The sequence below is a fragment of the Streptomyces sp. NPDC037054 genome (genome assembly GCF_055606745.1).
Genome location: NZ_JBVJSJ010000001.1, coordinates 1,043,601 through 1,066,004, shown reverse-complemented (window position 1 = coordinate 1,066,004; position 22,404 = coordinate 1,043,601). Strand labels below are relative to the sequence as shown.

23 protein-coding genes and 1 pseudogene are annotated in these 22,404 nt (G+C 71.0%); 20 read left to right on the top strand and 4 right to left on the bottom strand.

The window, feature by feature from the left end:
* Nucleotides 1–367 precede the first annotated feature (367 nt).
* Nucleotides 368–697, top strand: a pseudogene (locus ACZ7D7_RS04720) (putative ATP-grasp-modified RiPP); the annotation flags it as partial.
* Between the two features lie 223 nt (nucleotides 698–920).
* On the opposite strand, the gene ACZ7D7_RS04715 reads toward ACZ7D7_RS04720, so the two are convergent.
* Nucleotides 921–1,556, bottom strand: coding sequence for a hypothetical protein (locus ACZ7D7_RS04715; RefSeq protein ID WP_470822305.1), 636 nt, complete (start codon nucleotides 1,554–1,556; stop codon nucleotides 921–923).
* A gap of 373 nt (nucleotides 1,557–1,929) precedes the next feature.
* On the opposite strand from ACZ7D7_RS04715, the gene hemL reads away from it, so the two are divergent.
* The 10 genes from hemL (at nucleotide 1,930) to ACZ7D7_RS04665 (ending at nucleotide 11,867) form a co-directional block, all read left to right on the top strand.
* The gene (gene hemL, locus ACZ7D7_RS04710) at nucleotides 1,930–3,246 is read left to right on the top strand and encodes a glutamate-1-semialdehyde 2,1-aminomutase (RefSeq protein WP_470822304.1); all 1,317 of its coding nucleotides are present in this window, start codon (nucleotides 1,930–1,932) and stop codon (nucleotides 3,244–3,246) included.
* Nucleotides 3,247–3,281: 35 nt separating this feature from the next.
* Nucleotides 3,282–3,929: a histidine phosphatase family protein gene (locus ACZ7D7_RS04705; protein WP_470822468.1), complete on the top strand. Its 648-nt coding sequence runs from the start codon at nucleotides 3,282–3,284 to the stop codon at nucleotides 3,927–3,929.
* Nucleotides 3,930–4,093: 164 nt separating this feature from the next.
* Nucleotides 4,094–5,392, top strand: coding sequence for a polysaccharide deacetylase family protein (locus tag ACZ7D7_RS04700; RefSeq protein ID WP_470822466.1), 1,299 nt, complete (start codon nucleotides 4,094–4,096; stop codon nucleotides 5,390–5,392).
* A 66-nt stretch (nucleotides 5,393–5,458) separates the two neighbouring features.
* Nucleotides 5,459–6,091: a TlpA family protein disulfide reductase gene (locus ACZ7D7_RS04695; RefSeq protein WP_470822303.1), complete on the top strand. Its 633-nt coding sequence runs from the start codon at nucleotides 5,459–5,461 to the stop codon at nucleotides 6,089–6,091.
* 1 nt (nucleotide 6,092) lies between these two features.
* Nucleotides 6,093–6,863, top strand: coding sequence for a cytochrome c biogenesis CcdA family protein (locus ACZ7D7_RS04690; RefSeq protein ID WP_470822301.1), 771 nt, complete (start codon nucleotides 6,093–6,095; stop codon nucleotides 6,861–6,863).
* Nucleotides 6,864–6,866: 3 nt separating this feature from the next.
* Nucleotides 6,867–8,585, top strand: coding sequence for a cytochrome c biogenesis protein ResB (gene resB, locus ACZ7D7_RS04685; protein WP_470822299.1), 1,719 nt, complete (start codon nucleotides 6,867–6,869; stop codon nucleotides 8,583–8,585).
* A gap of 29 nt (nucleotides 8,586–8,614) precedes the next feature.
* Nucleotides 8,615–9,733 (top strand): c-type cytochrome biogenesis protein CcsB, encoded by a 1,119-nt coding sequence (gene ccsB / locus ACZ7D7_RS04680; protein ID WP_470822465.1) that lies wholly within the window; start codon nucleotides 8,615–8,617, stop codon nucleotides 9,731–9,733.
* Between the two features lie 76 nt (nucleotides 9,734–9,809).
* The gene (locus ACZ7D7_RS04675) at nucleotides 9,810–10,415 is read left to right on the top strand and encodes an RNA polymerase sigma factor (RefSeq protein WP_470822297.1); all 606 of its coding nucleotides are present in this window, start codon (nucleotides 9,810–9,812) and stop codon (nucleotides 10,413–10,415) included.
* The gene (locus tag ACZ7D7_RS04670; protein ID WP_470822296.1) at nucleotides 10,412–11,386 is read left to right on the top strand and encodes a CU044_5270 family protein; all 975 of its coding nucleotides are present in this window, start codon (nucleotides 10,412–10,414) and stop codon (nucleotides 11,384–11,386) included. Before ACZ7D7_RS04675 ends, ACZ7D7_RS04670 begins: the two co-directional genes overlap by 4 nt.
* A 55-nt stretch (nucleotides 11,387–11,441) precedes the next feature.
* Nucleotides 11,442–11,867: an SRPBCC domain-containing protein gene (locus tag ACZ7D7_RS04665; protein WP_470822294.1), complete on the top strand. Its 426-nt coding sequence runs from the start codon at nucleotides 11,442–11,444 to the stop codon at nucleotides 11,865–11,867.
* Nucleotides 11,868–11,886: 19 nt separating this feature from the next.
* Here ACZ7D7_RS04665 and ACZ7D7_RS04660 read toward each other — a convergent pair whose 3' ends face one another.
* Nucleotides 11,887–13,287, bottom strand: coding sequence for a condensation domain-containing protein (locus tag ACZ7D7_RS04660; protein ID WP_470822292.1), 1,401 nt, complete (start codon nucleotides 13,285–13,287; stop codon nucleotides 11,887–11,889).
* A 240-nt stretch (nucleotides 13,288–13,527) separates the two neighbouring features.
* On the opposite strand from ACZ7D7_RS04660, the gene ACZ7D7_RS04655 reads away from it, so the two are divergent.
* A complete protein-coding gene (locus ACZ7D7_RS04655) occupies nucleotides 13,528–14,475 on the top strand; it encodes a DMT family transporter (protein WP_470822291.1) in 948 nt (315 codons plus the stop codon).
* Here the strand turns inward: ACZ7D7_RS04655 and ACZ7D7_RS04650 are convergent.
* Both ACZ7D7_RS04650 and ACZ7D7_RS04645 read right to left on the bottom strand, forming a co-directional pair.
* Nucleotides 14,366–15,253, bottom strand: a complete 888-nt coding sequence (locus ACZ7D7_RS04650; RefSeq protein WP_470822290.1) for a LysR family transcriptional regulator — start codon at nucleotides 15,251–15,253, stop codon at nucleotides 14,366–14,368. The two genes, ACZ7D7_RS04655 and ACZ7D7_RS04650, sit on opposite strands and share 110 nt — an antisense overlap.
* Before the next feature lies 1 nt (nucleotide 15,254).
* Nucleotides 15,255–15,599 carry a PLD nuclease N-terminal domain-containing protein gene (locus ACZ7D7_RS04645; RefSeq protein ID WP_470822289.1) on the bottom strand — a complete coding sequence of 115 codons (345 nt, stop codon included), beginning with the start codon at nucleotides 15,597–15,599 and terminating at the stop codon, nucleotides 15,255–15,257.
* An 88-nt stretch (nucleotides 15,600–15,687) separates the two neighbouring features.
* Here ACZ7D7_RS04645 and ACZ7D7_RS04640 point away from each other — a divergent pair, with 88 nt between their 5' ends.
* The 8 genes from ACZ7D7_RS04640 (at nucleotide 15,688) to ACZ7D7_RS04605 (ending at nucleotide 22,256) form a co-directional block, all read left to right on the top strand.
* Nucleotides 15,688–17,145 carry a menaquinone biosynthesis decarboxylase gene (locus tag ACZ7D7_RS04640; protein ID WP_470822288.1) on the top strand — a complete coding sequence of 486 codons (1,458 nt, stop codon included), beginning with the start codon at nucleotides 15,688–15,690 and terminating at the stop codon, nucleotides 17,143–17,145.
* On the top strand, nucleotides 17,142–18,044 hold the full coding sequence (gene mqnP / locus ACZ7D7_RS04635; RefSeq protein WP_470822286.1) for a menaquinone biosynthesis prenyltransferase MqnP: 903 nt from the start codon (nucleotides 17,142–17,144) through the stop codon (nucleotides 18,042–18,044). Before ACZ7D7_RS04640 ends, mqnP begins: the two co-directional genes overlap by 4 nt.
* Nucleotides 18,045–18,144: 100 nt before the next feature.
* Entirely contained in the window at nucleotides 18,145–18,819 is a 675-nt protein-coding gene (locus tag ACZ7D7_RS04630) for a UbiX family flavin prenyltransferase (RefSeq protein ID WP_470822285.1), read from the top strand.
* A gap of 75 nt (nucleotides 18,820–18,894) precedes the next feature.
* Nucleotides 18,895–19,350 (top strand): Lrp/AsnC family transcriptional regulator, encoded by a 456-nt coding sequence (locus tag ACZ7D7_RS04625; protein WP_470822284.1) that lies wholly within the window; start codon nucleotides 18,895–18,897, stop codon nucleotides 19,348–19,350.
* A 50-nt stretch (nucleotides 19,351–19,400) separates the two neighbouring features.
* On the top strand, nucleotides 19,401–20,564 hold the full coding sequence (gene mqnE / locus ACZ7D7_RS04620; RefSeq protein ID WP_470822282.1) for an aminofutalosine synthase MqnE: 1,164 nt from the start codon (nucleotides 19,401–19,403) through the stop codon (nucleotides 20,562–20,564).
* Between the two features lie 89 nt (nucleotides 20,565–20,653).
* Nucleotides 20,654–21,298 (top strand): UdgX family uracil-DNA binding protein, encoded by a 645-nt coding sequence (locus ACZ7D7_RS04615; RefSeq protein WP_470822281.1) that lies wholly within the window; start codon nucleotides 20,654–20,656, stop codon nucleotides 21,296–21,298.
* 48 nt (nucleotides 21,299–21,346) lie between these two features.
* Complete coding sequence (locus tag ACZ7D7_RS04610; protein WP_470822279.1) at nucleotides 21,347–21,871, top strand: GNAT family N-acetyltransferase; 525 nt, start codon at nucleotides 21,347–21,349, stop codon at nucleotides 21,869–21,871.
* 85 nt (nucleotides 21,872–21,956) lie between these two features.
* A complete protein-coding gene (locus ACZ7D7_RS04605; protein ID WP_470822277.1) occupies nucleotides 21,957–22,256 on the top strand; it encodes a DUF4229 domain-containing protein in 300 nt (99 codons plus the stop codon).
* Nucleotides 22,257–22,404 lie beyond the last annotated feature (148 nt).

Below are 22,404 nucleotides of genomic sequence, written 5' to 3'. Positions count from 1 at the left end.
GGGACCGGGTTCGCCGCTCGTATGACGCCGCCGCGGGTGAACAGGCGGCCGGCCCATCCCTCACACGGCTGGAAGACGACCGGGCCGAGCAACTCCACGCGATGCGGCGGCGCGTGACCGCGTTCCACGGATGGGTGGTTTACCGGCCGAGGCCGGCCTCCGCCGTGCCCGCCCGGGGTGTCCCGGAAGGAAGCGGCACTCGCCGCCGTGCGACGGGACGGAAGAAGGGCGTTGTCGCAGCCCTTGAGAGCGGCCTCCTGCAAGGCGGTGTGGCCGCCTTGATGCTGGTCGGCCACAACAAGCGCGGTCAGACCGGCACCAACCCGGGCCACGTCCGACATGTCGACGGCCCGGCGTTGCGCCACCAAGGGAACGGCGGCAACTGGATCCGGAGACGCAGACCGCCCGGTACTTCGACAGGTCCGGGGTGCCCATCATGTCCCCGGGCCACGGCACATCCTCCGGGACCGCGACCTGCAGCACGGGCCAGGGCGACTGCAATAGTGACTCCCCTGACAGTAGTGGCCACCGCCGACTCGATCGCGTCCCTAGGCGGCGGGGGCCGCGGGTCGTCGAGGTTGGCGACGACCAGGACCGGACGACTGTCGTTCGTCAGCGAAGTCACTGGTCGGTGTCGTTCCCCGCGTCACCACCTGGGAGGTGTACGGCTCACCGAATACTGCGGCGTTCGGCGTGAGCGTCTCCCGCGACCAGCAGGCCGTTTGGCTCGGGAACCCGAACGGCCCGCAGTGGCCGCTACCTTCCTGAGACGGCCGCCACCGACGCAAGGTGGGCGAGGATGGGCGACGAGCCGCTGAAGGACAGGGCGGAACGTCGGACGCAAAGACTGGCCGTACTGCGCGTCACGCCTGTCATGGGGCGAGGCCCGGAGACCTTGCCCAAGCGCAAGAAGCCCGAAGTCAGGGCCACACCAGGCAATAAGGCTGATGCCCCGCCTCATGCAGCCGGTGGCTGAAGTCCTGCCACTCGTGCAGCAACTGGTACACGTTGAACGCGTCCCGCGGCCCCCCGCGGTCCGGGACCGTGGACCAGATGAACGCCGCCGCGCCGACCGCTTCCTCGCCTATGCCGCGCAGGGGGTCGACGACCGTCATGGGGAGTTTGACGACCGCGTAGTCGGGGTGGAGGACGACCAGTTCGAGGGGCGGGACCTTGTGGAGGGGGACGCCCTCTATGCCGGTGAGGACCATCGCCGCCATCGTCTCCGGCTTGATCTTGGTGAACATGCCGTTCATGCCGAGCTCGTCGCCGCCGAGTTCCTCCGGACGCATCGAGATCGGGACGCGGGCCGCGGTCGCACCGTCGGGCGCGCCGAAGTACTTGTACGTCACCCCCACCCGACCACCATTCCTGCTCCCCGCCCTGGGGCGGTCCCCGCGGTCGATCAACCGGTCGACCGGTTCGGGCTCACTCGGCGCACCGTGTGCCTGACGTGCCTCGGCCGTTCCCTCCGCGTCGCGTCGGTGCCTGCCCCGCCGGGCACGTCGAGGACCCAGGTCGTCAGTCCCCTCGCCCAGTCCGCCACCGCGATGCATATCTCCACCCGACTGCTTTTCTAGGACGCGTGTCCCCCGCCGCGCAACCCGATCATCGTGTCAGTGACCTCCCCCACGGCCGCCCGCCGAAACGTGCGCTGAAACATCTGTCCGTGGGGCGCGGCGAGGGAACGCCGGCAGGCCCCGAGACACCACGCCGGAACATCACGCCCGTGTGAGCTCTGTGTATCAGCCCCCAGTCTCGCAGATGAGACGGGGCGTGGGCCGGTACTGGCGAAGGTGGGGGAGGGGAGGGGGCCTACCCTGAGGAGGTCACTGGCAACCCGGAGTCCGAAAGCAGTCGGACCGGAGTCCGAGAACCGTCGGAGCCGGAGCCGAGAGCAGTCGGAGAAGGTCGGAGAAGTCGCAGGTCATGAGCGAACTGGCATATCCATACGAAGCACCGGGCTCGCAGGCTCTGTTCGACCGTGCGGCGGCCGTCACGCCCGGTGGCGTGAACTCCCCGGTGCGGGCCTTCCGCGCCGTCGGCGGCACGCCCCGGTTCATGGTGTCCGGCACCGGCCCCTACCTGACCGACGCCGACGGGCGGGAGTACGTCGACCTGGTGTGCTCCTGGGGGCCGATGATCCTCGGGCACTCCCACCCGGAGGTCCTCGCCGCGGTGCAGGCGGCCGTCGCGCGCGGTACGTCCTTCGGCACGCCCGGCGAGGGCGAGGTCGCGCTCGCCGAGGAGATGGTCGGCCGGGTCGGCCCGCTGGAGCAGGTCCGGCTGGTGTCCAGCGGCACCGAGGCCACCATGTCGGCGATCCGGCTCGCCCGCGGCTTCACGCAGCGCTCCAAGGTCGTCAAGTTCGCCGGGTGCTACCACGGGCACGTGGATTCCCTGCTGGCCTCCGCCGGGTCCGGCCTCGCCACGTTCGCCCTGCCCGACACCCCCGGCGTCACCGGCGCCCAGGCGGGCGACACGATCGTCCTGCCGTACAACGACCTGGACGCCGTGCACGCCGCCTTCGCCGCGCACCCCGGTGAGATCGCCTGCGTGATCACCGAGGCCTCGCCCGGCAACATGGGCGTCGTGCCGCCGATGCCCGGCTTCAACCAGGGCCTCAAGGACGCCTGCGCCGCGAACGGCGCGCTGTACGTCTCCGACGAGGTCATGACCGGGTTCCGTACCAGCCGCGCCGGATGGTTCGGCGTCGACGGCGTCGTGCCCGACCTGATGACCTTCGGCAAGGTCATGGGCGGTGGCTTCCCCGCCGCCGCGTTCGGCGGGCGCGCCGACGTCATGGCGCACCTCGCCCCGGCCGGACCCGTTTACCAGGCCGGCACGCTGTCCGGGAACCCGGTCGCCACCGCCGCCGGGCTCGCCCAGCTGCGGCTGCTGGACGACGCGGCCTACGCGAAGATCAACGCCGTGTCGGCGCAGATCCAGTCGATGGTGTCCGAGGCGCTGACCAAGGAGGGCGTCGCGCACACCGTGCAGAGCGCCTCCAACATGTTCTCGGTGTTCTTCACCGACCGGCCGGTGCGCACCTACGAGGACGCCAAGGCGCAGGAGTCGTACCGCTTCACCGCGTTCTTCCACTCGATGCTGGCGCACGGCGTGTACCTGCCGCCGTCGTCGTTCGAGTCCTGGTTCGTCTCCACGGCCCACGACGAGCGGGCCGTGTCGCGGATCGCCGACGCCCTTCCGGCGGCGGCCCGGGCGGCGGCGGAGGCGACCGCGTGAGCGCGCACGGCAAGGACGTCACCGTCGTCCACTTGATGCGGCACGGCGAGGTCGCCAACCCGGACGGCATCCTCTACGGCAGGCTGCCCGGCTACCACCTGTCCGAGCTGGGCCGGCGGATGGCCGACCGGGTCGCCGACCACCTCTCCTCGCGCGACGTGACGTACGTCGTGTCCTCCCCGCTGGAGCGGGCGCAGGAGACGGCGACGCCGATCGCGAAGGCGCACGGCCTCGACCTCGACACCGACGAGCGGCTCATCGAGGCCGACAACGTCTTCCAGGGCAAGACCTTCGGCGTCGGGGACGGCGCGCTGCGCAGGCCGGACAACTGGAAGCACCTCTACAACCCGTTCAAGCCGTCGTGGGGCGAGCCGTACCTGGACCAGGTGGTGCGGATGATGGGCGCGCTGCACTCGGCGAAGGACCGGGCGCGCGGGCACGAGGCCGTGCTGGTCAGCCACCAGCTGCCGATCTGGATCGTGCGGTCCTACGTCGAGAAGCGCCGGCTGTGGCACGACCCGCGCCGGCGGCAGTGCACGCTCGCGTCCCTGACGACGTTCACGTTCCAGGGCGACAGGATCGTTTCCGTGGGCTACACGGAGCCGGCCCGCGATCTTGTCCCGGCCCATCTCCTCGCCGGGGCGAAGCCGGTGAAGGGGAAGGACAAGGCCTTCGGGGCGTAAGGCGATCCGTGCGGGGCCGTAGCGACCCGGGCGGGGGACCGTGGTGTCCGGTCTCCACGGGACGTGAGAATTCTGTTACCGAGCCCGCGCAATTCAGCGGGAACTCCCGCGTTCGTCGCGTCCTCTCAGTGGGTGACCACGAGGACGTGACGATCGGGGACACCATGCGCACTCTCACCCGCAGGGGAATGCTCGGACTCGGCGCGGGCGCCGCTGCCGCCGCCTCGCTCACGGCGTGCGGCGCCCAGGCCTCGTCCGGCGGTGCGACCCATGCCGGCGGTTCCCGCGACGACCGGACGGGCGGCCCGGACCGGGGCGAAACCGGGCCGACCGCGCGGCCGATCGGCGACGGCTCCACCGCGTACACCGGCAAGCAGCCCCACCAGCCGCCCGCGCCCGTGCCGTTGGAGCCCGGTGAGACCCCGCCGCAGTTCGTCGTCTTCTCCTGGGACGGGGCCGGCGAGGTCGGCAACGGCCTCTTCCCGCGCTTCCTCGACCTCGCGCGGGAGCACGACGCCCGCATGACGTTCTTCCTCTCCGGCCTGTATCTGCTGCCCGAGTCGCAGAAACGGCGCTACGACCCGCCGGGCAACCCGCGCGGCGCCTCCGACATCGGCTACCTCACCGACGGCCACATCAAGGACACGCTGGCGAACGTCCGCCGCGCCTGGCTCGACGGGCACGAGATAGGCACCCACTTCAACGGCCACTTCTGCGGCGACGGACCCGGCTCGGTCGCCCACTGGACGCCCCGGCAGTGGCGCAGCGAGATAGACCAGGCGACGTCGTTCGTGAAGGAGTGGCGCACCAACACCGGCTGGCGGGACCTGCCGCCGCTGCCGTTCGACTACGACAAGGAACTCGTCGGCGGCCGTACGCCCTGTCTGCTCGGCCGGGACAACCTGCTGCCCACCGCCCGCGAGCTCGGCTGGCGCTACGACGCCTCGTCGCCGGGCGGCCTCCAGGTGTGGCCGGACAAGCGGCAGGGGCTGTGGGACCTGCCGTTGCAGCAGATACCGTTCCCGGGCCGCGGCTTCGAGGTGCTCGCGATGGACTACAACATCCTCGCCAACCAGTCGGTGAACTCGACCAACGCGCCCGCGCACCGCCACCCCGCCTGGCGCGAACAGGCCACCCAGGCCTACATATCCGGCTTCGAGCGGGCATACGAGACAAATCGCGCGCCGTTCTTCGTCGGCAACCACTTCGAGCAGTGGAACGGCGGCATCTACATGGACGCCGTGGAAGAGGCCCTCAAGCACATCGCGCGGGAGCGGGACAAGGGTGCCGACGTCCGGCTGGTGTCCTTCCGGCAGTTCACCGACTGGCTCGACGCGCAGCGGCCCGAGGTGCTGGCCCGGCTGCGCACCCTCGGTGTGGGGCAGCAGCCGCCCGGCGGCTGGAAGACCTTCCTGGCCGAGGCCGGTGCCGACCCCTCCCAGGGGGCCGCGAACGCTGCCTGAAATGCGGGTTTCCGCCCGCAAGGGGGGCGCGGAAGATCCCCGGAACGGACATGCGAAACTTTTCACATGAGTGCCGCCAGCCCCGCCCCCCAGCGCTCGACCCGCACCTCCCGTGCCCGCCGCCGTGCCGCCCTGACCACCGCCGGTGCCGCCGTGGCGGCGCTGCTGCTGTCCGCGTGCGGCTCGGGCGGCCCCTCCGGCGGAGGCGGCAACACCGGCTTCATCACGGGCAAGGACGGCATCGCCACCGTCAAGGCGGGGCAGCGGGCCGCCGCGCCCGACCTGTCCGGGCCCACCGTCGACGGCAAGCAGGCCGACGTGGCCGACCACAAGGGCAAGGTCGTCGTCGTCAACGTGTGGGGCTCCTGGTGCCCGCCGTGCCGCGCCGAGGCCAAGAACTTCGAGAAGGTCTACCAGGACGTCAAGGACGAGGGCGTCGAGTTCGTCGGCATCAACACCCGCGACTCCTCCGTCGGCCTGGCCCGCGCCTTCGAGAAGGAGTTCGGGATCACGTACCCGAGCCTGTACGACCCCACCGGCAAGCTGATGCTCCGCTTCGAGAAGGGCACCCTCAACCCGCAGGCCGTGCCCTCCACGCTGGTCATAGACCGGGACGGCAGGATCGCGGCCCGCACCCTCCAGGCGCTCAGCGAGGAAAAGCTGCGCGCGATGATCGCCCCGGTCCTCGCGGAGAAGTGACGTGAACCCCGTCACCACGCTCGCCGAGGCGGGCTACAACGGCACGGTGCTCAACGGCGCCCTGCTCGTGGCCCTGCCCATCGCCCTGCTCGGCGGTCTCGTCTCCTTCTTCTCGCCCTGCGTCCTGCCACTGGTCCCCGGCTACCTGTCGTACGTGACCGGCGTCACCGGCACGGACCTCGAAGAGGCCAGGCGGGGGCGGATGGTGGCCGGTGCCTCCCTCTTCGTCGTCGGGTTCACCGCCGTGTTCGTGTCCGGCGGCGCCCTGTTCGGCTACTTCGGGTCCACGCTCCAGGAACACCGCGACGTGCTGACCAAGGTGCTGGGCGTGCTCATGGTCGCCATGGGCGTGTTCTTCATGGGTCTGATGCCGTGGCTGTCCCAGCGCGAGTTCCGCTTCCACAAGCGGCCGGTGAGCGGCCTGGTCGGCGCTCCGCTGCTGGGCGCGCTGTTCGGGATCGGCTGGACGCCCTGCATCGGCCCGACCCTCGCCTCCGTGCAGGCCCTCGCCATCAACGAGGCCAGCGCCGGCCGGGGCGCCGTACTGACCGTCGCGTACTGCGTCGGTCTCGGTCTCCCCTTCGTCCTCGCCGCGGTCGCCTTCCGCAAGGCCCTCGGCGCCTTCGGCTGGGTCAAGCGTCACTATGTCTGGGTGATGCGCGTCGGCGGCACCATGATGATCGTGACCGGCCTGCTGCTGCTGACCGGCGTGTGGGACGGCATCGTGCAGCAGATGCAGACCTGGTCCAACGGATTCACTGTGGGGATCTGACCGATGAGCGACACCACCACCGACAAGGCCCCGGACACCGGCAGGGCCCCGGGCGAGGACCAGGAGCTCGGCGAGGCCGGCTCCCAGCTGTCCACCGCCCCCGCCGAGGACGCCCCGAACCTCCCGGCCCTCGGTGTCGTCGGCTGGATCCGCTGGTTCTGGCGCCAGCTCACCTCGATGCGGGTCGCGCTGCTGCTGCTCCTGCTGCTGTCGCTGGGCGCGATCCCCGGCTCGCTGATCCCGCAGAGCGGCACCGACCTCGCCCAGGTCGAGGAGTTCCGGCAGCGGCACGAGACGCTCGCGCCGATCTACGACAAGCTCGGCCTGTTCCACGTCTACAGCTCGGTGTGGTTCTCGGCGATCTACATCCTGCTGTTCGTCTCCCTCATCGGCTGCATCATCCCGCGCACCTGGCAGTTCGTGGGCCAGCTGCGCGGCCGGCCGCCGGGCGCGCCGCGCCGCCTGACCCGGCTGCCCGCCCACACCAGCTGGCGCACCGAGGCCGCGCCCGGCGAGATCCGCGACGCCGCCCTCGCGCTGCTGAAGAAGCGCCGCTTCCGGGTCCACGTGGTCGGTGACGCCGTCGCCGCCGAGAAGGGCTACCTGCGGGAGCTGGGCAACCTGGTCTTCCACCTGGCGCTCATCGTCATGCTGATCGCCTTCGCCTGGGGCCAGTTGTTCAAGTCCGAGGGCAACAAGCTGATCCTGGAGGGCGACGGCTTCGCCAACACGCTCACCCAGTACGACGACTTCAAGTCCGGCAGCCTCTTCACGCAGGACGACCTGGACCCGTTCAGCTTCGTCCTGAAGGACTTCACCGGCACCTACGAGCCGACCGGCCCCAACCGGGGCACCCCGCGCCTCTTCCAGGCGGACGTCACCTACAGCGTGGGCGCCTACGGCAAGGAGACCACGACCCGGATCAAGGTCAACGAGCCGCTGGAGATCGGCGGCTCGAAGGTCTACCTCGTCAGCCACGGATACGCGCCGATCATCACGGTCAAGGACGGCAAGGGCAACGTCGTCATGGACCGCGAGGCCGTCCCGCTGCTGCCGCTGGACGCCAACGTCACCTCGTCCGGCGCGATCAAGGTCATGGACGGCTACCGCAACGCCAAGGGCGTCAAGGAGCAGCTCGGCTTCCACGCGTTCTTCCTGCCCACCCACGGCGGGAAGGGCTCGACGATGCTGTCGCGGTTCCCGGCGGTGCTCAACCCGATGCTGGCGCTGTCCGCCTACCACGGCGACCTCGGCGTCGACTCGGGCGTCCCGCAGAGCGTGTACCAACTGAACAAGAAGAACCTGAAGGAGTTCAAGGACGCCGACGGCGAGCTGTTCAAGAAGCAGCTCAAGGTCGGCGAGACCATGACCCTCCCGGACGGCGCCGGCACCGTCACCTTCGAGGGCGTGAAGGAGTGGGCCGGCTTCCAGATCGCCCGGCAGCCGGCCAGCGGCTGGGCCCTCGCCGGGTCCGTCGCCGCGATCCTCGGACTCGCCGCCTCCCTGTTCGTCCAGCGCCGCCGCGTGTGGGTGCGCGTGGGCCGGGGCGCCGACGGCGTCACCGTCGTCGAGATGGCCGGGCTCGGCCGCAGCGAGTCCGCCAAGGTGCCCGAGGAACTCGGCGAGCTCGCCGGGATCCTGTACGAGCGGGCGCCGGGAGTTCCCGACCCCGAACCCTCCGATTCTCCTGCCGTACCTGCCGAAGGGGCTGAGAAGCAGTGACTCTCGCCGCCGCAACCGACCTGGCCGCCATGACGGACCTGGCCGCCGCGACCAACGAGAACCTCGCGCACATCAGCAACGTGCTGATCTACTCCGCGATGGCCGTCTACACGCTGGCCTTCTTCGCGTACATCGCCGAATGGCTCTTCGGCAGCCGCAGCAAGGTCGGCCGCACCGCGGCCGCGCTCACCGCGAAGACGGAGGAGGCCGGGGCCGACGGCCCCGCCGTCACCGCGCGGCAGGCCGGCGGCACCGCCGTGCTGGAGCGGCCCAAGGTCGTCGTCCGCTCCGCCTCCGGGACCCGTGACGTGCCCGACGGGCCCGGCGCGCACGGCGGCGACGCGCAGGGCGACCTGTACGGCCGGATCGCGATCTCCCTGACCGCCCTCGGCTTCCTGCTCGAACTCGGCGGCGTGCTCGCCCGCGCGCTGTCCGTGGAGCGGGCGCCGTGGGGCAACATGTACGAGTTCAACATCACGTTCTCGACGGTCGCCGTCGGCGTGTACCTCGGCCTGCTCGCCCTGCGCAAGGACGTCCGCTGGCTCGGCCTGCCGCTGATCACGGCGGTCCTGCTCGACCTGGGACTCGCCGTCACCGTGCTCTACACGGAGAGCGACCAGCTCGTCCCGGCGCTCCAGTCGTACTGGCTCTACATCCACGTCTCCACCGCGATCTTCTGCGGCGCGGTGTTCTACGTCGGCGCCATGTCCACGGTGCTGTACCTGTTCAAGGACGGCTACGAGAACAAGCTCGCGAACGGCGGCACGCCCGGCCGGTTCGCCGACTCGGTCCTGGACCGGCTGCCCGCCGCGGCCTCCCTCGACAAGTTCGCGTACCGCGTCAACGCCGCCGTCTTCCCGCTGTGGACGTTCACGATCATCGCGGGCGCCATCTGGGCCGGTGACGCGTGGGGCCGCTACTGGGGCTGGGACCCCAAGGAGACCTGGTCCTTCATCACCTGGGTCGGCTACGCCTGCTACCTGCACGCCCGCGCCACGGCCGGCTGGAAGGGCCGCAAGGCCGCCTACCTCGCGCTGGTCGCGTTCGGCTGCTGGCTGTTCAACTACTACGGCGTGAACATCTTCGTCTCCGGCAAGCACTCGTACGCGGACGTCGGCCTGGGCGCCCTCCGGTCCGTGGGTTTCTGAACTCCCGGTGTGAAGGCCGGTTCCCGTGACCCAGGTCACGGGAACCGGCCTTTGCCGTGCGGACAGGTAGAGGGGCGTGGATACGAATCTGCGGAAGCGCATCCGCGCGGGGGATCACGACGCCTTCGGCGAACTCTTCGACGCCTGCGCACGCTCCGTCTACAACCATGCCTACCGCCTCACCGGCGACTGGGCGACCGCCGAGGACGTCGTCTCGCTGACCTTCCTGGACGCCTGGCGGCTGCGGGAGCGCCTCGACGAGGAGGGCGGCTCGTTGCGGCCCTGGCTGCTGGGCATCGCCACGAACGTCACGCGCAACACCCGCCGCGCCGCCCGACGGCACGTCGCGGCCATCGCCCGGCTGCCCCGGGAGGAGCCGGTGCGGGACTTCGCCGACGAGGTGGCCGGACGGCTGGACGACGCGGAGCAACTGGCCGTCGTACGGGCGGCGCTGGCGCGGCTGCGGCGGGCCGAGCGGGAGGTGCTGGCGCTGTGCGTGTGGTCGGGCCTCGACTACACGGCCGCGGCGCTGGCGCTGGGGGTGCCGGTGGGGACGGTGCGGTCGCGGCTCTCCCGGGCGCGGAAAAAACTCGCGAAACATATGGAACCCCTGCAAAGGGTCGGACAGATGACAGGTGACCGCGCCACCGCGGTCGGGCCCACAAGGGAGGGACACCGATGAACCAGCTTCCCGAACGAGACCTTCCGCCGGGCCGTCACCGACTCCTCAAGGAGCATCTGATGACCGAGATCCGGCACTCCGACGAACCCGCCCGCGCCCGCAGGCCCTGGCTGCGCCCCGTACTGGTGGCGGGCGCCGCCGCGGCGATCGCCGCCGTCACGCTCACCTTCACGCCGTCCTCCGGCGGCACATCCGGAAGGAATCCGGTCGCCGCCCCGCCCGCGTCCGCACCCGCCACACAGGCCCCCGAGAGCGCCCCCCAGGTCCTGGAGCAGGTGGCCCTCGCCGCCGCCGGCCAGGACGTGCCGGAGGTGCGCGACGACCAGTACACCTATGCCAAGTCCCGGGTGACCTTCAACGAGTGGAAGCAGTGCGAGCCGGCGAAGCCCGGATCGCTGGTCACCCGGGAGATCTGGAAGTCCGTCGACGGGACCCGCGCGGGGCTGCTGCACGATCCCTCGCTCGCCCCCGACGTCGACAGCGGCCGCATCGAGCCGGACCGGGGCACCGGCCAGACCTACCGTGATCTGGAGGCTCTGCCCACCGACACCAAGGGGATGCTCGATCATCTGTACAAGACCAAGGGGGGCAAGGGCGAAAAGCCCCACCGTTACGCCTTCAAGAACGCGACGAACCTTCTCATGGAAAGCGTCCTGACCCCGAAGGTCAGTGCCGCGCTCTACCGGGCGGTCGCTGAGATTCCGGGCGTCGAGGTGGTGAAGGAGTCCCAGGACGCCGTCGGGCGGAAGGGCACCGCCGTCGGGTTCGTCGACGAGCGGAAGATCAAGCGGCTGGAGCTGGTCTTCGATCCCCAGACCTGGACGCTGCTCGGCTCACGTGAGGTGATGCTCAAGGACTCCAGGGACGCCCAGAGCAGGGACTGCAAGAACATGCTCAGGGCCGGCACGGTGCTGTGGGGGCATGCCGTCATGGAGCGCGGCATCGTCGACGCGGCCGGCAAGCGTCCGTAAGCGTCTCACCGGGCGACCGGGTGCGTTCCGCGCGCGGGCGAGGCACGCTGGTGGTATGAGCGAGCGCGGCACGAGCGACACCGACGCCGTCCGGCAGGACGGCGTCGAGGTCCGCGGGAACACGCACCTGCTGCACTTCCTGGTGCGGCTTCCCCGGCCCATGGAGAAGGTCTGGCCCGCGGTCGCCACCGAGGTCGGGCTCGCGGCCTGGTTCACCCCGGCCGACGTGCTCGAACCCCGCCTCGGCGGCGCCGTCACGCTGCGCGACGTCGGGTCGGGGCAGGTCACCGCCTGGGACGTGGAGCGGATCGCCGAGTACACCGTGGAGGGCGGCGGACGCCTCCGCTTCCACCTGGAACGCGACGGCGACACCGGCACCGCCCTGCGCTTCACCCACGAGTACGGCGGCGGGGAGGCGTCCGAGCGGCGCTGGCGCACCCGCTTCGAGCGGCTCGTCGAGCTGCTGGAGGAGCGCGCGTAGCCGCCCCCTCACGCGCGAGTCACACCAACCCGCGCGCCACGCCCGTGATGATGTCCCGGAGCCGTTCCGTGTAGAGCCGCAGGTTCTTGTGCGCGATGTCGGTGTCCGGGTAGCGGCCGGCGAACCACAGGCCCTCGTGGAGCCGGCTGACCCACGCGCACACCTGGTCGCCGTACGACACCCGGATCAGCCCGTACGCCTTCAGGTCCGACCAGCGGTCCGCGCCCGGCATGGCGCGGGAGTCGACGAACGACACGATCGAGTACAGGTCCGGGGAAGTGGGCCGGAAGTCCGAGCCGAGCAGCCGCAGCACCCGGGCCAGCGGCATCCGGGCCAGCCGCCGGTTGGCCTGCAGCTCGGCGCGCACCGCGCCCAACACGGCCGTGAAATCGGGGAGTTCGGCGACCGGGATCTCCACGGGCGCCCCGCCGACGTACCAGCCGACCGAGTCGGCCCACCGGGACTTGGCGCGGGTGTGGAACGGCACCACCGTGCGGTAGACCGGCCGGCCGCCGATCTCGTGGACGATGAGGGCCGTCGCCGCCAGGACGCCGACGAGACTGCCGCCGTAGGGCCGGCAGTGGGCCTCGAACGCGGCGGCGTCGGCCGCGTCCACCAGCGGCTCGCACAGCAGCTTCTGCGGGGGCAGCGGGCCGCCCGGCTCCAGGCCGAGGTCGACGGGGAAGCTCGGCAGCCTGCCGTCGCACCTGTGAATGAACTCCCGCCAGCGGGCGACGACTTCGTGGGTCTCGTCGATGCGGTCCGCGTCGGCGCGCTCGGTCTCGCAGAAGTCGACGTAGCTGCCCGTCGGCTCCCACGCCACGGGCCGGTCCTCGACGCGCGCCGCGTACAACTCGTGGATCTCGGCGGGGATGCGGTGCAGCGAGTAGGCGTCGACGTTGCTGTGGTCGAAGGCCATGTAGACGCTCGCGCCGTCGTCGCGGACGACCGCCGTGTAGATCAGGTTGGGCCAGCGCAGCGCGTCCGCCGTCTCGTCGAAGCGGCGCTGGAGGTGCCGGACCAGCGCGTCGGCGTCGGTGAACTCCCCGACGTCCTCGCGCTGGAGGGACACCGCGTCGGCGTCGAGGGTGAAGCGGCGCATCTCGTCGCCGGACTCCCCGGCCCAGCGGAAGCCGCTGCGCAGCGTCTCGTGCCGCAGGGTCCAGGAGCGCAGCGCCTCCTGGAGCGCGTCCAGGTCGACCGGGCCGGGGACGTCGAAGGCGGCGCCGAGCCAGGTCGGCACGAACAGGCCGTCCTCGCGCACCGACCGGGCGGTCCTGATGTGCGACTCCTGGATGTACGCCGGCGGCCGGGAGTCCTCCGGCAGGCCCGCCGCGGTCTCGACGGTCGCCGCGCTGAGCGTCCACTCGACGAGTCGTCCGGGCCGGACCTCGCAGCGCTGGATGTCGGTCGTTCGCACGGGGCGTCTCCGTTCGCAGTTGTGCACAGACCCGACCAAGGGAATGCCGCGCGGGCGAGCGCGTACAGGGTGTGTCGTGACATTTCCGTGGAACGGATGGTGCGTCGAACGGTGTTGCGAGGCTCCCGCCCGTAACCCGGCCGTGCGACCAGGGCCCATCGACGGCGCCGATGACCCCATCGGCAGGACGCCCCGGTGACGCGTGGACCGGCCCCGCGGGCCGCTCGTAGCGTCGTCGGCATGTCATCGGAGCACAGGGGCACGGCCCAACTCACCGCGGCGATGGTGCTGTCCGGCACGCTCGGCGTCTTCGTCGTCGAGTCGGGCGCCTCGCCCTTCAACGTCGTCTTCTTCCGCGTCCTGTTCGGCGCGCTCGCCCTCGGCGGCTACATCGCGGCCCGCGGCTGGCTGCGCGACCACGGCTTCACCCCGCGCACCCTCGGCCTGGCCGTCCTCGGCGGCGTGTTCATCGTCCTCAACTGGGTGCTGCTGTTCCAGTCGTACGAGAACACCTCGATCTCGGTGGCCACGGTCGTCTACCACACCCAGCCGTTCTACGTGGTGCTGCTCGGCGCCCTGCTGTTCCGCGAGCGGCTCACCGCCGCCAAGGTCGGCTGGATCGCGGTCGCCTTCGCGGGACTCGTCCTGGTCTCCGGCGTCACCCCCGGCGACTTCACGTCCGGCGGCGCCTATCTCACCGGCATCGGCCAGGCCCTGCTCGCCGCGCTCCTCTACGGCCTGTCCACGCTGGTCACCAAGCGCGTGACCGGCGTGCGCCCGCACCTCGTCGCGCTCGTGCAGGTCCTCGTCGGCATCCCGCTGCTGCTGCCCTTCGCGGACTTCGCGGCGATGTCCTCCGCGGGCACCGGCTGGGGCTGGCTCGCCGGCCTCGGTGTCATCCACACGGGCCTGATGTACGTCCTGATGTACGCCGCCTACGCGCAGCTGCCGACGTCGAAGATCGCCGTGCTGGCCTTCGTCTACCCGGCCGTCGCCATGGCCGCCGACTGGGCGGTGTACGGCCACCACATCGGTCTCGTCCAGGCGCTCGGCGTCCCGCTGATCGTGACCGCGAGCCTCAGGGTGACGCTTGCTCGGCCACGAGCCGCCGCGCCCGCTCCACGAACAGCCGCGCGTGCGCCGGAAGCCGCTTCCCGGCCCGCCACGCGAGCTGCGTCCGGAGCGTGAACGGCGCCCGCCAGTCCAGACGCACCAGGGCACCCGCGGCCAGTTCGGCGGCGACCGTCACCTCGGGCAGCAGCGCGAGCCCGAGACCGGCCGCCGCCGCACGCTTGGTCGCCTCGATCGTGCCGAACTCCATGAACTCCACGTCGCCCGCGGTCCGCAGCTCCCGCTCGAACAGGTCCCGGTAGGCGCAGCCCGGTTCGGTGGCCAGCAGCGGCGGCCCCACCAGGTCGGCGAGCGCGACCGGCCGCCCGGCCAGCGGGTGCCCGGGCGCCGCGACCAGCGCCAGCGGCTCCACCGCCAGCACCTCGGCCTCCAGGCCCGGGTGCTCGGTCTCCGCCTCCATCAGGAAGCCCAGGTCGTAGGTGCCCTGCCGCAGCGCCTGCCGGGTCTCGTCGCCGATCGTCGTGCGCAGCGACAGCCGCACCTTGGGGTGGCGGTGGTGGAAGTACTCCAGCAGCGGCGGCAGCCGGTACGAGGTCAGCGACTCCATCGTGCCGACGGCCAGCGTGCCCGACGGCTCCTCGGGCTCGGCGACGGCCGCCCGCGCCTCCTCGCTCAGCTCGATGATCCGCCGGGCGTACGGCAGCAGCCGCTCACCGGCCTCCGTCAGCCGGATGCGGCTGCCGAGCCGGTCGAACAGCTCCACGCCGAGGGACGATTCGAGGGACCGGATCTGGCCGGTGACGCTGGACTGCGCGTACTTCAGCTCGGCGGCGGCCTGCGTGAAGCTGAGCACCCCGGCCACCTTCTCGAACGTGACGAGCAGCCGCAGCTCCACGTCAGGGCTCGTCCCGCTTGTCCTCGGGCCTGCCGTCGCCCTTGCCGTCGCCCTTGGTGTCGTCGTCGAGGGACTTCAGGAAGTCGGGGTTGTCGTCCGGCGCCACCCACTGCCGCGAGCGGCCGGAGCCGCCCGCGCGCATCCCGGACCAGCCCTCGGCGGCCGGGCTGCGCTTCTTGCCGGCGATCAGCCAGGAGATCGAGCCGACCAGGGGGAACAGCAGCACGAGGATCGCCCACAAGGGCTTGGGCATGTGACGGATGTCCTCGTCCTTCGTGCTGATGCAGTCGATGAACGCGTACACGCTCAGTGCCAGTGGCACGAGGAACATCAGCACCCGCAGCATGGGGCCTCTCCAGCCGTACGGTCGTCGGGGCCGTGGCCCGGCCCCCCAGGTACAGGGCAAGGGTAGCCGCTCAGGGATACTTGGCCCCATGGCTTACGACGATCTTCGCTCCCTGCTCAGGGCGCTGGAGCGCGAGGGCGACCTCAAGCGCATCAAGGCCGAGGTCGACCCGCATCTGGAGGTCGGTGAGATCGTCGACCGGGTGCAGAAGGCCGGCGGCCCCGCTCTCCTCTTCGAGAACGTCCGCGGATCGAGCATGCCGCTCGCGATGAACGTGTACGGCACCGACCGCCGCCTGCTGAAGGCCCTCGGCCTGAAGTCGTACGGCGAGATCTCCGACAAGATCGGCGGCCTGCTGAAGCCGGAGCTGCCGCACGGCTTCGTCGGTGTGCGCGAGGCGTTCGGCAAGCTCGGCGCGATGACGCACGTCCCGCCGAAGAAGGTGAAGTCCGGCTCCGCGCCCGTGCAGGAGGTCGTCCTCACCGGCGACGACGTCGACCTGGAGCAGCTGCCCGCGCTGTTCACGTGGCCGAAGGACGGCGGCTCCTTCTTCAACCTGGGCCTGACCCACACCAAGGACCCCGAGACCGGCATCCGCAACCTCGGCCTGTACCGGCTCCAGCGGCACGACCGGCGCACGATCGGCATGCACTGGCAGATCCACAAGGACAGCCGCAACCACTACCAGGTCGCCGCCCGCCGCGGGGAGCGCCTGCCGGTCGCCATCGCCTTCGGCTGCCCGCCCGCCGTCACCTACGCCTCCACGGCGCCGCTGCCCGGCGACATCGACGAGTACCTGTTCGCCGGGTTCCTCGCGGGCAAGCGGATCGAGATGGTCGACTGCAAGACGGTCCCGCTCCAGGTGCCGGCGCAGGCGGAGGTCGTCGTCGAGGGCTGGCTGGAGCCCGGCGAGATGCTGCCCGAGGGCCCGTTCGGCGACCACACCGGCTTCTACACGCCGCAGGAGCCGTTCCCCGCGCTGAGGATCGACTGCGTGACGATGCGGAAGCGGCCGCTGCTCCAGTCGATCGTCGTCGGCCGCCCCCCGACGGAGGACGGCCCCCTCGGCCGCGCCACCGAGCGCTTCTTCCTCCCCCTCCTGAAGATCATCGTGCCGGACATCGTGGACTACCACCTGCCCGAGGCCGGCGGCTTCCACAACTGCGCGATCGTCTCGATCGACAAGAAGTACCCCAAACACGCCCAGAAGGTGATGCACGCGATCTGGGGTGCGCACATGATGTCCCTGACGAAGCTGATCGTGGTCGTCGACTCCGACTGCGACGTGCACGATCTGCACGAGGTCGCCTGGCGGGCGCTGGGCAACACCGACTACGCGCGTGACCTCAGCGTCGTCGAAGGACCCGTCGACCACCTCGACCACGCCTCCTACCAGCAGTTCTGGGGCGGCAAGGCGGGCATCGACGCGACGAAGAAGTGGCCCGAGGAGGGCTACACCCGGGACGGCGGCTGGCCGGACATGGTGCTGTCCGACCCGGACACGGCGGCGAAGGTCGACCGCCGCTGGAAGGAGTACGGCCTGTGAGTTCGGCTTCCGCGGCGATCCCGCAGCCGGGGCGCACGAGGGCGTTCCTGCGCCTCGTGATGATCGAGCACTCTGTCTTCGCGCTGCCGTTCGCGTACATCGCCTCCCTGACGGCGATGTACCAGTGGGACAAGAACATCCACTGGGGCCGGCTGCTCCTCGTGACCGTCTGCATGGTGGGCCTGAGGACGTTCGCGATGGCCGTGAACCGGATCATCGACCGGGAGATCGACGCGCGGAACCCGCGCACGGCCCACCGCGAACTCGTCACCGGCGCGATGTCCGTGAAGCACGCCTGGACCGGCGCCCTCGTTGCGCTCGTCGTCTTCCTGGGCGCCGCGGCCCTGCTCAACCCGCTGTGCCTGGCCCTCGCCCCGGTCGCCGTGATCCCGATGGTGGTCTACCCCTACGGCAAGCGGTTCACGAACTTCCCGCAGGCCATCCTGGGTCTCGCCCAGGCGATGGGCCCCATCGGCGGCTGGCTCGCCATCACCGGCAGCTGGTCCTGGGACGCGGTGATCCTGGGCCTCGCGGTCGGCATCTGGATCGGCGGCTTCGACCTGATCTACGCCTGCCAGGACGTCGAGACCGACCGCGCGATCGGCGTCCGCTCGGTCCCCGCCCGCTTCGGCATCCCGGCCGCCATCTGGGGCGCCCGCGGCTGCCACGCCGTCACCATGGCCCTGTTCGCCTGGTACGCCGTGGCCACCGGCGCCGGCGTCTTCTTCTGGCTCGGCCTGCTGATCGTCGCGGGCGCCTTCGCCTACGAGCACACCATCGTCCGCCCGCACGACCTGTCCCGCCTGAACCGGGCGTTCTTCTCCACCAACGGCTTCATCGGCATCAGCCTCTTCGTGTGCGCCCTGATCGACCTCCTGGTGCGCGGGCTCACGCCGTAACCCCTTCGAGTGGCCGCTCCCGGTCCCAGCGCGGCCCGTCCGCGCGGGGATGGGGTACGGCGCTCGTCGCGCATGCCGGGCCGCCGGATAGGCTCAATATGTGAACGCAGGAGAATCGCAGCGCACGCCTTGGATCGTGGGGGTGTCCGGGGCTTCCGGGACGCCGTACGCCGCTGCCGTGCTGCGGGCGCTTCTCGACGCCGGGGAGAGCGTGGACCTCGTCGTCAGCCGGGCCTCGCGGCTCACCCTGCTCGACGAGACCGGCATCTCCTTCCGTGACGCCCACTGGCGGGACGACCTGCGGGAATGGCTGTCACGGGGGGCCGACGGCAAGCCCGGCGCCTTCGACGTGGACGTCACCGGCGTACGGCACTGGCCCGCGGGCGACCTCGCGGCGGGGCCGTCGTCGGGGTCGTACCCCGCCAAGGGCATGCTGATCGTGCCCGCCTCCACGGCCTGCGTGGCGGGGGTCGCGCTCGGCCTGTCGAAGGACCTGCTGCAGCGCGCGGCGAGCGTCACCCTCAAGGAGCGGCGCACGCTGGTGGTGGCCGTGCGGGAGACCCCGCTGGGCGGCCAGACCCTGCGGCACCTGGTGGCGCTGGACGACGCGGGCGCGAGCGTGGTGCCCGCCTCCCCGGCGTTCTACGCGGGGGCGACGCACATCCAGGACCTGGTGGACTTCGTCGCCGGACGCGTACTCGACTCGGCGGGCGTCGGCCACACGCTGTACCGCCGCTGGAAGGGCGGGCTCGGCGGCGGGAGCCGCACCGACTGACGACGCGCCGCAGCGACCCCCACAGCACATTCAGGACCCTCTCAACAGACCTCTTCAGCGGAAGGCTTCGATCGCATGGACGCGGTGGACAGGCAGCTCATCCAGGCCCTGAGGGAGAACGGCCGGGCCTCCTACGCGGAGCTGGGACGCCTCGTCGGACTGTCGGGACCCAGCGTCACCGACCGCATCAACCGGCTGGAGGCGGCCGGCGTCATCACCGGCTACCGCGCCACCGTCGACGCCGCCTCCCTCGGCCTCGGCGTCATCGCCCTCATCGGCATCTCGCTCTCCGACGCCGCCGACCACGAGGACGTGGCCGCCCGGCTGAAGGACCTCCAGGAGATCGAGGACTGCTGGTTTATCGCCGGCGACGACTCGTTCATGCTCAAGGTGCGCGCCACGGACGTCGACGGCCTGGAGAAGATCATCCGCCGCCTCAGCGGCACCAAGGGCGTCTCCCGGACCCGCACCACGATCGTGCTCTCCACGAAGTGGGAGAACCGCGTCGGTGAGCTGCCCGAAGAGGTCTGAGGGCACGGGCGTACGGTGGACGGAGTCTGTCTCAGAAAAGGGGTATCCGCATGGACGTCGGGCTCAAGCGCGAGCTGGAGGAGAAGGTCCGCTCCGGTGAGCGGCTGACCCGCGAGGACGGCATCGCGCTGTACGAGTCGGACGACCTGGCCTGGCTCGGCGGGCTCGCCCACGAGGTGCGGACGCGGCTGAACGGAGACGTCGTCCACTTCAACGTCAACCGCCACCTCAACATGACGAACGTGTGCACCGCGTCCTGCGCCTACTGCTCCTTCCAGCGCAAGCCGGGCGAGAAGGACGCGTACACGATGCGCATCGAGGAGGCCGTCAGGCTCGCCAAGGCGATGGAGGCGGAGAACCTCACCGAGCTGCACATCGTCAACGGACTCCACCCGAACCTGCCGTGGCGCTACTACCCCCGGTCGCTGCGGGAGCTGAAGGCCGCGCTGCCGAACGTGTCGCTGAAGGCGTTCACGGCGACGGAGATCCACCACTTCGAGACGATCTCCGGGCTGAGCGCGAGCGAGATCCTCGACGAACTCATCGACGCCGGCCTGGAGTCGCTCACCGGCGGCGGCGCGGAGATCTTCGACTGGGAGGTCCGGCAGCACATCGTGGACCACCGCACCCACTGGGAGGACTGGTCCCGGATCCACCGCCTCGCCCACGAGAAGGGCCTGAAGACCCCGTCCACCATGCTCTACGGCCACATCGAGGAGCCGCGCCACCGCGTGGACCACGTGCTGCGGCTGCGGGAGCTCCAGGACGAGACCGGCGGCTTCCAGGTCTTCATCCCGCTGCGCTACCAGCACGACTTCGTGGACATGAAGGACGGCAAGATCCGCAACCGCCTCCAGGCCCGGACGCAGATGGCGACCGGCGCGGAGGCGCTGAAGACGTTCGCGGTGTCGCGGCTGCTGTTCGACAACGTCCCGCACGTCAAGGTCTTCTGGGTCATGCACGGCGTCCAGACCGCCCAGCTCGCGCTCCAGCACGGCGCGGACGACATGGACGGCTCGGTCGTCGAGTACAAGATCACGCACGACGCGGACAACTACGGCACGCCGAACAAGCTGACCCGCGAGGACCTGCTGGACCTGATCCGCGACGCGGGCTTCCGGCCGGTGGAGCGGAACACGCGGTACGAGATCATTCGCGAGTACGACGGGCCCGACGCGGGGCGTCGGGAGACGCCGCAGGCGATGCGGGTCTGACCGCGTCGGCCTCGCCGTCTTCGGGGCGCGGGTGCGTCGTGGCTTGTCGCGCAGTTCCCCGCGCCCCTCAGGTGGGTACTCGGGGCGGCGTGAGCAACGCGCCCGAGGACGCTTACACCGCCGAGCCCTTCGTTCCCGCCCGCGGCGGGCTCCCCGCGCTGCGGAAGGCCGCCGCCGGGTGCCGGGGGTGCCCGCTGCACCGGGACGCGACGCAGACCGTGTTCGGCGCGGGGAGCGCCGACGCCCGGCTGATGCTCGTCGGCGAGCAGCCCGGCGACCAGGAGGACCGGCAGGGCAAGCCGTTCGTGGGCCCGGCCGGCAAGCTCCTGGACCGGGCGTTGGAGGAGGCCGGCCTGGACCCGGCGGACGCGTACGTCACGAACGCGGTGAAGCACTTCAAGTTCACGCAGGCAGAGCCCCGCAAGCGCCGGATCCACAAGGCGCCCACCCTGCGGGAGACGACCGCGTGCGGGCCGTGGCTGGCGGCCGAGCTGGCCCTCGTGGAGCCCGAGCTGATCGTGGTGCTGGGCGCCACCGCAGGCAAGGCGCTGCTGGGCTCGTCGTTCCGGGTCACGCAGGTGCGCGGGACGGTGCTGGAGGAGGAGATCCACGGGCGCCGCGAGCGGCTGGTGCCGACCGTGCACCCCTCGTCGGTGCTGCGGGCGGACGACCGGGAGGCCGCGTACCAGGGGCTGTTGTCGGACCTGAGGGTGGCGGTGCGGGCGCTGGGGTGACGGGGACGGGGCGACGGGGGTGTCAGGGGTGGTGCTTACGATTTCCCCATGCCCCTCGCCTTCACGCTCGATCACCCCGTCACGCCCGGACTGCGCGACGGCATCCTCGATCTGTGGGCCGACGTCACCAACGCGGGCGGGGCCGTCGGCTTCGTCCCGCCGGTGGGCCGGGAGGCCGTGCGGCCGGAGCTGGTGAAACACCTCACGGCCATGGCCGAGGGGCGGGCCAGGCTGCTGGTGGGCCACGACGAGGAGGGACGGGTGGCCGCCACCGCCTTCTTCCACCACAACACCCACCGGCTGATGACGCACTGGGTCTGGCTCTACACGGTGATGGTGCACCCCCGGCACCAGGGCAAGGGGTACGGCCGCGACCTGCTCGCGGCCGCCGCCGACGCGGCCCGCACCTTCGACGGCGTCGAGGCGATACGGCTCACCTGCCGGGGCGGCCTCGGCCTGGAGCGCTTCTACGCGTCCGGCGGCTACAAGGAGGTCGGCCGGATACCCGACGCGATCCGTGTCGCGCCCGGCGACGACCGGGACGACGTCGTCATGCTGCTTCAGCTCGCGTGAGCCCGCACACCCCGGTGCGGGACCGGCGTTCCGCCGTGCTTCACTGGAGAGAGCCCGCCGGCCGGAACCGAAAGAGTGGATTGAGATGCTCCGCTACACACTGATGCGCCTCGGGATCTTCGTGGGCTGCCTCGTGGTCGTCTGGGGCCTCGTCTACTCCGGTGTCTTCCCGCGCGGTCTCGGCGAGTCCAACGGCATGTGGATCATCCTGCTCGCCCTGCTGGTCTCCGCGCCGATCAGCTTCGTGGTGCTGCGCAAGGAGCGCGACCGGGCCTCCGAGCAGATCGTCACGCGGGTGGACCGCATGAAGGCGAACATCGAGAGCAACCGCAGCCAGGAGGACGCGGCCGACGACACGGCCCGCGCCCAGGGCCAGGCGTCGTAACCCGCGCCGAGCGGCGACTTCCGAGCGCCCCGGCTTTTCCGGACATCACCGGAAAAGCCGGGGCGCTTTGCATTGTGTGGCCGCCCGACGTGGCCGGCCTCTCAAAGCCAGGCTTTGGGTGTCCCAAAGCTGCGGTGTTAAAGTCATC

What these genes read in the sequence shown, in the direction of transcription:
- ACZ7D7_RS04715 (WP_470822305.1), bottom strand. Translation starts at nt 1,556, where the DNA reads ATGCATCGCGGTGGCGGACTGGGCGAGGGGACTGACGACCTGGGTCCT.
- hemL (WP_470822304.1), top strand. Translation starts at nt 1,930, where the DNA reads ATGAGCGAACTGGCATATCCATACGAAGCACCGGGCTCGCAGGCTCTG.
- ACZ7D7_RS04705 (WP_470822468.1), top strand. Translation starts at nt 3,282, where the DNA reads ATGCGGCACGGCGAGGTCGCCAACCCGGACGGCATCCTCTACGGCAGG.
- ACZ7D7_RS04700 (WP_470822466.1), top strand. Translation starts at nt 4,094, where the DNA reads ATGCGCACTCTCACCCGCAGGGGAATGCTCGGACTCGGCGCGGGCGCC.
- ACZ7D7_RS04695 (WP_470822303.1), top strand. Translation starts at nt 5,459, where the DNA reads ATGAGTGCCGCCAGCCCCGCCCCCCAGCGCTCGACCCGCACCTCCCGT.
- resB (WP_470822299.1), top strand. Translation starts at nt 6,867, where the DNA reads ATGAGCGACACCACCACCGACAAGGCCCCGGACACCGGCAGGGCCCCG.
- ccsB (WP_470822465.1), top strand. Translation starts at nt 8,615, where the DNA reads ATGACGGACCTGGCCGCCGCGACCAACGAGAACCTCGCGCACATCAGC.
- ACZ7D7_RS04670 (WP_470822296.1), top strand. Translation starts at nt 10,412, where the DNA reads ATGAACCAGCTTCCCGAACGAGACCTTCCGCCGGGCCGTCACCGACTC.
- ACZ7D7_RS04665 (WP_470822294.1), top strand. Translation starts at nt 11,442, where the DNA reads ATGAGCGAGCGCGGCACGAGCGACACCGACGCCGTCCGGCAGGACGGC.
- ACZ7D7_RS04655 (WP_470822291.1), top strand. Translation starts at nt 13,528, where the DNA reads ATGTCATCGGAGCACAGGGGCACGGCCCAACTCACCGCGGCGATGGTG.
- ACZ7D7_RS04645 (WP_470822289.1), bottom strand. Translation starts at nt 15,599, where the DNA reads ATGCTGCGGGTGCTGATGTTCCTCGTGCCACTGGCACTGAGCGTGTAC.
- ACZ7D7_RS04640 (WP_470822288.1), top strand. Translation starts at nt 15,688, where the DNA reads ATGGCTTACGACGATCTTCGCTCCCTGCTCAGGGCGCTGGAGCGCGAG.
- ACZ7D7_RS04625 (WP_470822284.1), top strand. Translation starts at nt 18,895, where the DNA reads ATGGACGCGGTGGACAGGCAGCTCATCCAGGCCCTGAGGGAGAACGGC.
- mqnE (WP_470822282.1), top strand. Translation starts at nt 19,401, where the DNA reads ATGGACGTCGGGCTCAAGCGCGAGCTGGAGGAGAAGGTCCGCTCCGGT.
- ACZ7D7_RS04610 (WP_470822279.1), top strand. Translation starts at nt 21,347, where the DNA reads ATGCCCCTCGCCTTCACGCTCGATCACCCCGTCACGCCCGGACTGCGC.
- ACZ7D7_RS04605 (WP_470822277.1), top strand. Translation starts at nt 21,957, where the DNA reads ATGCTCCGCTACACACTGATGCGCCTCGGGATCTTCGTGGGCTGCCTC.